Source organism: Wolbachia endosymbiont of Drosophila bocki (assembly GCF_028982005.1).
Lineage (GTDB): Bacteria > Pseudomonadota > Alphaproteobacteria > Rickettsiales > Anaplasmataceae > Wolbachia > Wolbachia pipientis.
In genome coordinates this window covers 1-9575 of sequence record NZ_JAPQLG010000122.1, presented here as the reverse complement: position 1 = coordinate 9575, position 9575 = coordinate 1, and the positions used below count along the sequence as shown (strand labels likewise).

Annotated in this window: 9 protein-coding genes, 1 tRNA gene and 2 pseudogenes; 5 read left to right on the top strand and 7 right to left on the bottom strand. The window is 36.1% G+C overall.

Annotation, left to right across the window (positions count from 1 at the left end):
• From terL to OZD61_RS02680, 5 genes and pseudogenes are all read right to left on the bottom strand, one after another.
• Nucleotides 1-1492, bottom strand: a pseudogene (gene terL, locus OZD61_RS02700) (phage terminase large subunit); the annotation flags it as partial.
• Between the two features lie 116 nt (nt 1493-1608).
• Complete coding sequence (locus tag OZD61_RS02695) at nt 1609-3093, bottom strand: DegQ family serine endoprotease (protein ID WP_274979753.1); 1485 nt, start codon at nt 3091-3093, stop codon at nt 1609-1611.
• 3 nt (nt 3094-3096) lie between these two features.
• Nucleotides 3097-3969, bottom strand: a complete 873-nt coding sequence (hflC, locus tag OZD61_RS02690) for a protease modulator HflC (RefSeq protein WP_012673275.1) — start codon at nt 3967-3969, stop codon at nt 3097-3099.
• Nucleotides 3970-3971: 2 nt separating this feature from the next.
• Nucleotides 3972-5006 carry an FtsH protease activity modulator HflK gene (gene hflK, locus OZD61_RS02685; RefSeq protein WP_274979754.1) on the bottom strand — a complete coding sequence of 345 codons (1035 nt, stop codon included), beginning with the start codon at nt 5004-5006 and terminating at the stop codon, nt 3972-3974.
• 82 nt (nt 5007-5088) lie between these two features.
• Nucleotides 5089-5304, bottom strand: a complete 216-nt coding sequence (locus OZD61_RS02680; RefSeq protein WP_274979752.1) for a hypothetical protein — start codon at nt 5302-5304, stop codon at nt 5089-5091.
• Nucleotides 5305-5459: 155 nt separating this feature from the next.
• Here OZD61_RS02680 and OZD61_RS05785 point away from each other — a divergent pair, with 155 nt between their 5' ends.
• The 5 genes and pseudogenes from OZD61_RS05785 to OZD61_RS02655 all read left to right on the top strand — a co-directional run bounded on the left by OZD61_RS05785 (nt 5460) and on the right by OZD61_RS02655 (nt 8656).
• On the top strand, nt 5460-7262 hold the full coding sequence (locus OZD61_RS05785; protein WP_410543726.1) for an actin-bundling T4SS effector WalE1 family protein: 1803 nt from the start codon (nt 5460-5462) through the stop codon (nt 7260-7262).
• 148 nt (nt 7263-7410) lie between these two features.
• A complete protein-coding gene (locus tag OZD61_RS02670; RefSeq protein ID WP_274979751.1) occupies nt 7411-7533 on the top strand; it encodes a hypothetical protein in 123 nt (40 codons plus the stop codon).
• 158 nt (nt 7534-7691) lie between these two features.
• Nucleotides 7692-7997, top strand: a pseudogene (gene cutA / locus OZD61_RS02665) (divalent-cation tolerance protein CutA); the annotation flags it as partial.
• A tRNA-Gln gene (locus OZD61_RS02660) sits at nt 7988-8062 on the top strand. The pseudogene cutA and the gene OZD61_RS02660, both read left to right, overlap by 10 nt.
• Before the next feature lie 18 nt (nt 8063-8080).
• Nucleotides 8081-8656, top strand: a complete 576-nt coding sequence (locus tag OZD61_RS02655) for a hypothetical protein (RefSeq protein WP_274979750.1) — start codon at nt 8081-8083, stop codon at nt 8654-8656.
• A gap of 15 nt (nt 8657-8671) precedes the next feature.
• Here OZD61_RS02655 and OZD61_RS02650 read toward each other — a convergent pair whose 3' ends face one another.
• Both OZD61_RS02650 and OZD61_RS02645 read right to left on the bottom strand, forming a co-directional pair.
• Entirely contained in the window at nt 8672-8959 is a 288-nt protein-coding gene (locus OZD61_RS02650) for a hypothetical protein (protein ID WP_274979749.1), read from the bottom strand.
• 236 nt (nt 8960-9195) lie between these two features.
• Nucleotides 9196-9351, bottom strand: a complete 156-nt coding sequence (locus tag OZD61_RS02645) for a hypothetical protein (RefSeq protein ID WP_274979748.1) — start codon at nt 9349-9351, stop codon at nt 9196-9198.
• Between the last annotated feature and the right edge of the window lie 224 nt (nt 9352-9575).

The window sequence follows — 9575 nt, the reverse complement described above, 5'->3', positions numbered from 1 at the left end:
GCCAAAGTCTCTGACCCTAAGGGCGCTGGTGTTAATTTTTCTCATCCATTGCAGATATTGCACCGTACTATCCACTTGATCATCGTGGCGAGCTTCTGGGAACATTAAAATTTCATATTCGAAATCGCTGAGCCATACTGCTTGATGCGGCAGAAAAACCCTGCCAGACTCTATTATCGGAGCAATTTGATAAAATCGAGTGAGTTTGTCATTGTGTGGAATTATTTCGATAATCGGTAGATCGCTATTTGCCTTTAGCTCTTGTGTTAATTGCTGACCACTTGTTTTTGCTTCAATCAAAATTGCGTGTGGCGTCCATCTTGCAGCTAGTGACAGAACTTGCTCTTTAAGCTTTGGGTACTCAAGCTTTGCTCGATATACATCAAGTAAATAGAATTTATTATCTATTTTTGCCCAGGTGGTGCAGACGCTAAAGTCGCTGGAATCGTTTGTTGAAACTGCAGTGTTCCAGCTTTGAGTTACATGTGAGAGATTATCAGGGAAATTTTTATAGCGCTTTAGCCACTCTTGTTTTATTATACCGCTTGAAAGTGGTAGAGGATTTTGTTGATATTGAGCAGCAAAAGCGTAACTCCCGAGTTCAACTTTTATCATCTCAACTTCTTCTCTTCCTCCCTCCAGGGGATACAATAACTCATTCTCTTCTCTTGAGTATAATACTCTTGCAGGTAGTGTCATTCCAGCACTTGATGCTGGAATCCAGTCTTTTGCGGTTGAATTTTCTGGATCCCAGTGTCTGGGCACTGGGATGACAGGAGGGGGGGTTGGAATGACACCAGTATGGTTATTAATTGAATAAATAACCTCCTTATTTTCAGAAATCATTGGCAAACAAATGTGATGCCATATGTTTTTTGGCTTGGATAAGAGGTGCCCAGTTAAGTCTTTCAGGTGGAGCCTATGCATCACAAGCACAATTACTCCTTTTTTTCTATCGTTGAGTCTCGTTACTAAAGTCTGATCGAACCAGTTTGTGGCACGGTTTCTAAATGTTTCACTCAAAGCTTGAGCAGGGTTAAGCGGATCATCCACAATAATAAAGTCACCACCTTCACCGGTTAATGTTCCTCCAACTGATGTTGCGATTCTAAATCCTCTCTGCACTGTTTGGAATTTATATTTAGTGTTCTGGTCTTTGGATAGTTCTACTTCTGGAAATAGCTTTTTATACCAATCAGATTGCATTATGCACCTCGTATCAAGCGAATGTTTTTCACTAAGCAACTTAGAATAACTTGCAACTATTATTCTTGCAGTTGCCCAGTATCCATGCGGGCCACGCAACACTCATACATATGGACTTCATTGAACGCGGAGGCATATTGAATATTATGCGCCTTACTTCGCCAGCATTCGCTGCTTCCAGCCTGTCTGCTATGACTTTTATGTACTGATAATCATTATACTCACATCCCGGCACCACTGTTCGAAAGCACAGTTCAATGAATTTTAGAAAATTTATATTATCCATATGTGTATTTTAGTGAATGGAATGTAGACTTTAATAGTTTTGATTTGTCTTGTAAGATTGAGGTGTTACAATGACAGGCTTACAATGCTGCTAATTTAGTAAATAACCTACGAGTGCTATTTCTTCAACTTTATCGAAGTAAAGAATTGATTTCCATTGCGGTAAATGAGCAACATTATTGAATCTTTACCGTTTTTCTTTACTGCTGAATCAACTTGTTTTTGAAAATCATTAGTATTTTCTATATCGGTTCCATCTAATTGGATAATAATGTCTCCTTTTTTAATACCACGCAACGTGGCATTACTGTTACTATCTACATTAGTAACTATCACACCTTTTGTAGGATTACTTTCTTTTGATTCTTTTGGCAGATTTGAAACAGTTAAACCGGTTACATAATCAGATGTTGATTTATTTTCTTCTTGATTGTTATCTTGGCCATCATTTGTAGATTCTCCGATCACAACTTTAATATTAACCTCTTTGCTCTTTCTAAGTAACTTAACTTGCACTTTTTTCTCAGGTCCAGCTCTTGAAACCATTTGAGGTAATTGTGTCATTCTATCGATTTTTTTACCGTCAAATTCTAATAATATATCACCTACTTTAATCCCACCTTTTTCTGCAGGACTATCCTTTACTATACTTGCAACCAATGCGCCTTTTATATCTTTTAAACCCAAGGACTCAGCAAATTCTTTCGTTATAGGCTGAACTTGCACACCAAGCCAACCATGTTTTATTTTTTTGCCACTTTTTAATGTGTCAATAATTGACATAGCTAAATTAGATGGTATGGCAAAACCTATACCCACGTTGCCGCCAGACTCAGATGGAGAATAGATAGCAGTATTAATACCTATAACTTTTCCATTTAAATCAAATAACGGTCCTCCAGAGTTACCCCTATTAATTGCAGCATCAGTTTGAATAAATTCATTCATAGTGCCAATACTAATGTCCCTGGACCTTGCAGATATAATTCCTGTGCTTACAGAGCCACCCAAACCAAATGGGTTACCTATTGCCATAACCGTATCACCAACCCTTGCTTTATCAGAATCACCAAATGCAACAGAAGAAAGATCTTTATCAGAATTAATCTTAAGTACAGCAAGATCAGTTCTTGCATCATAGCCTAAAACTTCTGCTTTGAAATAATTATTATCGTTCATAGTAACTGTGATATCTTTGGCGTTTTTAATAACGTGATAATTGGTTACTATAGTTCCACCTTTATCTATAATAAACCCAGAACCAAGCAACACCACCTCTTTGTTAACACTAGGGCCCCTATCCATAAAAAACTGATCAAAATGCTCGAAAAACTCTCTAAAATCATCAAAAAAATTATTTCCTGGCATAGATGGAACTCTAGTTCTGCTGTTATTTTCTTGTTTGATGATTTGTTCGCTTGAAATATTTACAACCGCAGGAATGAGTTCTTCCACTAAATCGGCAAGTCCTTGATTACAGTTGCATGCAGTAGTGCTAGCATCAACGACCTTTTTTGCATCCCAATCAAACATATTAGCGTATGAAGAAAACGCAATTAGAAAATATGCAAATATAGATAAAATAAATGCCTTACTTTTCATAAATTATTTCCATCCTTTGTTTAAAATATCTAAAAAGTTATTGTTTGGTGAAAGTACAAATTTAGTATTATTTTCGGCAAATGATTTACTGTAAGCGCTCATAGAGCGATAAAAGTTAAAGAACTCTTCATCAACCTTAAATGCCTCATTATAAATTCTAGTTGCTTCAGCATAACCACGGCCCCTTATTTCGTACGATTCTTTTACTGCACTGGAGATAATTTCCCTTTTTAATTTATCAGCTTTTGATCTAACTTCCTGCCCAGCTTGCTCTCCTTCTGCTCTGATTTCTTTTGCTTCTTTTTCCCTTTCAGTTTGCATACGGCGAAATATTGCAGAACTATTTTCTTCTGGTAAATCTGCTCTCTTAATTCTTACATCTATTATTTCTATGCCAAATTTTTCAGCTTCAGAATAAACTCCACGCTGAATCAATTGCATAACCTCTGATCTTTTTTCATTCAACAAGCTAATCAACGAAAATCTGCCTATATTTTCTCTTATGTGAGCTTCTATAACCGGATATAATCTTCTAACCAGACCTGATTCATTCCTCACAGCCTGGTAAAAAGTAACAGGATTTGTTATTTTATATTTTGCATACGCATCTACTATAATACGTTTTTGATCCGCTGTTATCACTTCCCTTGGGATCTTATCAGGACTTAAATCTAAAACTCTTTTATCAAGAAACTCTACACTATTTATGAATGGCAACTTAAAATATAAGCCACTTTCCCTAACATCCCTTACAACTTTACCCAGTTGTATAACTATTGCTTGCTTTGTTTCTTGCACAACAAATATTGAATTAGATAAAACAATCAATAAAACAACAAATACAGAAACAAAAACAATTTTAATATTACTACTCATGGTTATTTTCCTAAATTTGTAAGAGGTAAATAAGAAAACATACCTTTCAGATCATCAGTTACAACAACTTTGTCTACCTTACTGAAAATATTTTCCATAGTTTCAAGATAAATACGATTCTTAACGAGAGAAGGATTCTGTCTATATTCCTCATAAAGAGATAAAAAGCGATCTGCATTACCTTTTGCTTCATTTGTTATTTCATTTTCATATGCTTGTGCATCTAATTTTATCTTTATCGCTTCACCCTTTGCTCGAGGTATAATATCATTATTATAAGCATATGCTTCGTTTATAGTACGCTCTTTGTCTGCGCGAGCACTTTGTACATCTCTAAACGAACTGATTACTTTTTCTGGTGGATCAATTTTTTTCATTTGAACAGATAAAATCTCTATGCCCATTTGGTATCCATCAAGAATCTGCTGCAATAGAATTCTAGTATCTCTAGAAATTTCTGGTCTGCCTTGACCAAGTGCAAAAGAGATCGTGTTTTTACCTATTATTTCTCTCATGGCACTTTCAGCAGCATTTTTAACACTGAAACCGGGTTTGTAATCCCGCACTTTGAATAAATAGTCCTTAGCATCTCTAACGCGCCACTGAACCTCGAAGTTAACGTTGACTATATTTTCATCTCCAGTTAGCATCACGCCTTCACCGCGATCTGTATCTCGCCCATAAGAACTACTTACCCCAATTTCTTCACGATTTACTTCCTTAACGTTCACTTTAAAAACCTTGCCAATAGGGTAGGGGAAGTGATAACGCAAACCAGGTGTTTCTGTATTAGAATATCTACCAAAGGTAAGTTCTATACTTTCTTCACTAGGATGGACAATATAAAAGCCAGTGCAAGCATAGAGCAGCAAAATAATGACAATGATGAAATAAGGTTTTTTGCCCCTGTTTCTGGTTAATCCATTAAGAAAGAACCTTATATCAGATACAGCTTTACTTAAAATATCTTCATTATTAGGAGTTTTGTTCCCTACCGGTTTCTTTCCCAGATTCCAAGGATTATTATCATCGAACATAATGATTGATTCTATAATTAACACGCTAATGTTACTTCTTTAATAAGAAAATGCAAACATAAATTCCTATTTTATTTACAAATTAATCATCAGGATGGAAAACATGATCGTACACTTCCTTTTCTCTATGTAATATGGTCGACTCTATGGAATTTTCTGGCTTTTTTTTGAATTCTTTGTCGTCACTCTTTAAGTGCACTACGTCTTTGTGAAAATGGGAATTATACCTAAATAGTAAAGCTATTATTATTAAAGTTATAACAGCCAAAAAGATGAGTGTTCTTTTTCTATACTTCATAAATGCTGCAGCTTCTTGACCTAATTTTCTATGTTACCACAAAACACGTCAAGCGAAATTATTTGAAGACAAATAAATACTGGCAATCAATTTAACACTAACTTAAGAATCAAGGAATACAATTATAATATATTTAATTAATAGTGAGGTTTAAAATGTTAGCCAGTGAACAAACAAATTCAAGTCCTGTTAAAAAAAGTTTTACTTTTGTGGAAGCTTTGCAGGGTAAACTACATGATATAAAAAATTTCTCTAATTGGTCTGCAAAAGAGCAAATGGTTGCAGTAGGTGCAGTAGGTGTGATGGTTGGTGCATTACTTCCATTTGTGGCAGCTGCTTTACCGGTTGCTGCAACAGGTGCAATAGTTGCCCTTACTCTATTTTTTGCTGTGAAAGCAGCTGAATACACATTCAAAGGGCTCAAATGGTCAGCAAAAAAAACAGTTGATGGGGCGAAATATACTGCCGGAAAAGTTAGAGATGGTGCTGTACATGTTAAAGATAAGGTGAAAGAAGGTTATGAACATTCAGTAGATTCACTGAAAAAAGGCGCTAGTTTTGTAGGCGAAGGAGTGGCAAATAAGTTCCATAAGGCATCTGGTGAGACGGACTATTTAGATAAGGTAAAAAGGTTTACTCCAGATGCAATTAAGAAATCTGACGAAATAAGAAATGATATGAAAGCAATTTTTGCTGATAAAGGAAATAATTCTGGGTTAGTGAAAAATATACTTTCTGGAATATCGTCAGAAATTGATTTAAAAATGGCAGAGAAGGCAAAATCAGGGGAGATTGAACATACTTCTGGATGGCAAGTACAGAAAGAATTCATTAATAATTTAAATGAAAAAAGCTTGCATAACTTGTTAACACAAAGGTCATTACCTAAAGGTAGTTATTTCATCGACAGTGTTTTCTCTGAACGTCACGATGAAATTAAGAAGGTTATTAAAGAATGTAGAGAAAATCATTTGTACTCAAGCGTAAGCAATATGTTTGACAGAGCAGAGAAAAAAGCTAACAGGCCTTCTGTCAAAAGTTTAACTAGGTCTGTGTCATCATCATTCTCTTCACTGGGAAGAAAAGGCTCTGAACAATCTAACAGCTTGTCAAGAAGCAATTCACTAAATTCTGTAAAGACTGACAGTACTGTTAGCAGCGAAGCGGAATTGTTAAATCCTGCGGAGCATAAAGAAGTAAAAGCACCTTCTTCACTTTGGGATAGGGTTTCATCACCTTTCAAAAGTGGCAAAAAGTCAGAAAAAACTTCTGAAGTTAAATATCAAGTTCTTTCTGAATCAGACACGCTGCCTAGAAAAATAGGAAATAGCACTTTTTACGTTGATACTCCTACTCCAACTGAAAATACTGATAAGACTGCAACAATAGGAGGAAGACCAGGAGTTGCACGACGTAATAGTACTAGCAACCTTACTAGGGTAGGAACTCCAGAAGTACCAACTAGAAGCGCCTCATTGACTAACTTAAATGGACAAAGTTCTTTCAGTGAAGATGTTCTCAGTGATCCTAAAGTAAACCAATATCTTGGTAATTCGAATAAAGGAACTCTAACTCGCAGTAATTCTTTTGATAGTGCAAGAGGTTCATCTGGTCCTTCTACACCAACAAGCTCATTAGAAAGATTGGAACAATCTTTCAGTAAAGATGAAGTTGGGGCAGCAATGGAGAAAAACTTAAAAGAATTTAGTTTAAGTGCTAAAACTGAATCTACATTACACAATTCTTTTAGTAATCGTAATGGTTCTGATAGTGGATTCAATTCACCAACTTCTTCTCCAACACATACAATGTTTACTGAAAATGGCAAGGCAAAAACCCAAGCTGACTTAAGAAAGACAGGTCATCTGGACAAACTGGTGGGACAGCCTTCTACGAAAGTAGCTGTTGACACTGACGTTCAACAGCAAGCTGCACAAACAGCTGTGAAAACGAACTAAACAAAGCTATCCACCTTCTCCAAAAGGATGTTACTCAATGAGTAACATCCTTTTTTGTTTTTAAACTATAGAAAAATCCTAGATCCCAGCGGTATGCGTACAACCGTATGAACATTGTGATTTCTCTGCTAGGAAAGGTGTCATCCCAGTGCTTGACACTTGGATCCAGGAAAGTTTGCTTGTTTACAAGCAAACTAGCATAGAAAGTGGTTACAACGTTTTCGATGAGATTATATGGAAAACTGGATTCCAGTGTCAAGCACTGGGATGACACCTTTACGTTTGAGGCAAACTAGCTATAACACTTAACATACTACCTTTGCAAACAAATGTTCATACAGTGCGCGCTGGCGTTATTTTCTCTTGATGGATAAACCTGAGTGGAGTATAGTAGCAATGCGTTTATATAGATTCTAATGAATAATTTAGTTTTCAACTTTTTCAAATTTAAATGAGGCTAAAACTATTTCTGAAGAATTGTTAAACGAGAAGTTAATTGTATGTGTAACTGAAGTGAATTCTCTGTATTTATGGAAGGGTGAAATTAACAGTGGTTGTGAAGTAGTGGCAATTATGAAGAGCAGGAATGATCAAGTTGATAAAATTGTAGAAAAAATCGAAGCAATGCATTCTTATGATCAGCCAGCTATTGCTGTGATGCCCATAGAAAAAGCAAATAAATCTTTTACTAATTGGGCTAATAGTGTTATTGATGTAAGTAGTATTGGGGTGTAGCCAAGTGGTAAGGCAGCGGTTTTTGATACCGCCACGCGAAGGTTCGAATCCTTCCACCCCAGCCATATTGAAGTGGGTGTGAAATGATATCACTTTTCTATAAATTAAGATTATTGAATTATATATTAGGTAGTCTAAAAGATATAATTGTGAAACTGTTTCTCTTCACAATGTATCTTTACACATTCGGCATTGTGCTCATGTTTCTCAGCAATGGTTTTTGGTATGCTGTAGAATTTTGCTCTTTCAAAAATGCGTTTTACCGTTTGTTTCAATATTGCAGGTGGTATTATGAAAATAGGGAAGATCTCGGTTACGGAATTTCTATTCGAATATTAGTGGCGTTTCTTACTCCGCATTTTCTCTATAAATTATTACTTGGCACAGGCTGGAAGTCCTTTTTAAAGGAAAAGATAATACAGATACTCAACACAAGAAGAAAAAAGGGTAGTGAGTTCAGTAACAGTAGCAAGCCAAGTGGCAGTAGTTATAGTGATAAGAATAATTACAGCAATAACAGTGGTAACAATGAGCGTCAAGCTCAAGATGCAAAGCGAAAAGTAAACATGATAAAGCAGCTATTAATCAAAGATATAGAGGCAACTATAGATAGGAGATTGAATTATATTTTTTTCGGTAAAAGGAGTAAACCTCATTAAGTATATAAAAAGGCTTTATCTAGTAAGGCTTTTTAAGGTTGGCTGTATTTTATTTTTTACGTATGCCGGATCACAATCAGCCAATATACATGTGTGCACAAAATCTTGACTAAAGTCTGACAACCAAGAAATTGCCTTACGTTTTTCTACCAAGCTTTCTGTTTTTTTACAGTTACTTGCTGCATCAATCATTGCCTGCGCTATTACTGATTTCCACAGCAAATAATACCTTTGTATATCATCTGACGTACTATTTGCTTCATAGTGGTTAAAAAATTCTTTAAAATTGAAGTTGTTTGACATAATGATACCTCTTTGGATTGAAATTTGAAATGATTTGAGTTTATGTCGCCACAGCAGATTCCGCTAACAAGCAGCGGGATAACGAATTACTTAACCGTCATTACACCGTCATACCGCGATTCATTCGCGGTATCTCGCTAACAAGCAGCGGGATGACGGTTGTCAGGCCAGCGCCCCCATGATGTCATTCAAGTAGCTGACACTGGTGCCTTTATGACGGCAGTGCCCCTATGGTGTCATCCCAGTGTTCCTATGATGTCATCCCAGTGCCCAGACACTGGGATCCAGGAATTTTGATTGGACACTGGGTTGGTAAGCATAAAAGTGTTATGTAAAATACAACGTTCTTGATGGGATTGTGTGAAATGCTGGATTCCAGACTGGAATGACATCACAGGAGCACTGACCTCTCTTGGGCTCTTTTAGCTACAAACGTTAAGAAATTTACCAAATGAAAAAAAAGGCAAAAGAAGCCCCGTGGTTATTATCCGCTTTAAAATGTTGGCGTTTTTTATGTTTTAAACGCTTGAAAAGCGAGATTCAGCCGCTTTTAATTGCAACTAACTTACGCTGCAAATGTTTAAGAAGTTTACTAAGCAGAAAAAAAGACAAAGAA

What these genes read in the sequence shown, in the direction of transcription:
- OZD61_RS02695 (WP_274979753.1), bottom strand. Translation starts at nt 3,093, where the DNA reads ATGAAAAGTAAGGCATTTATTTTATCTATATTTGCATATTTTCTAATT.
- hflC (WP_012673275.1), bottom strand. Translation starts at nt 3,969, where the DNA reads ATGAGTAGTAATATTAAAATTGTTTTTGTTTCTGTATTTGTTGTTTTA.
- hflK (WP_274979754.1), bottom strand. Translation starts at nt 5,006, where the DNA reads ATGTTCGATGATAATAATCCTTGGAATCTGGGAAAGAAACCGGTAGGG.
- OZD61_RS02680 (WP_274979752.1), bottom strand. Translation starts at nt 5,304, where the DNA reads ATGAAGTATAGAAAAAGAACACTCATCTTTTTGGCTGTTATAACTTTA.
- OZD61_RS05785 (WP_410543726.1), top strand. Translation starts at nt 5,460, where the DNA reads ATGTTAGCCAGTGAACAAACAAATTCAAGTCCTGTTAAAAAAAGTTTT.
- OZD61_RS02655 (WP_274979750.1), top strand. Translation starts at nt 8,081, where the DNA reads ATGATATCACTTTTCTATAAATTAAGATTATTGAATTATATATTAGGT.
- OZD61_RS02650 (WP_274979749.1), bottom strand. Translation starts at nt 8,959, where the DNA reads ATGTCAAACAACTTCAATTTTAAAGAATTTTTTAACCACTATGAAGCA.
- OZD61_RS02645 (WP_274979748.1), bottom strand. Translation starts at nt 9,351, where the DNA reads ATGTCATTCCAGTCTGGAATCCAGCATTTCACACAATCCCATCAAGAA.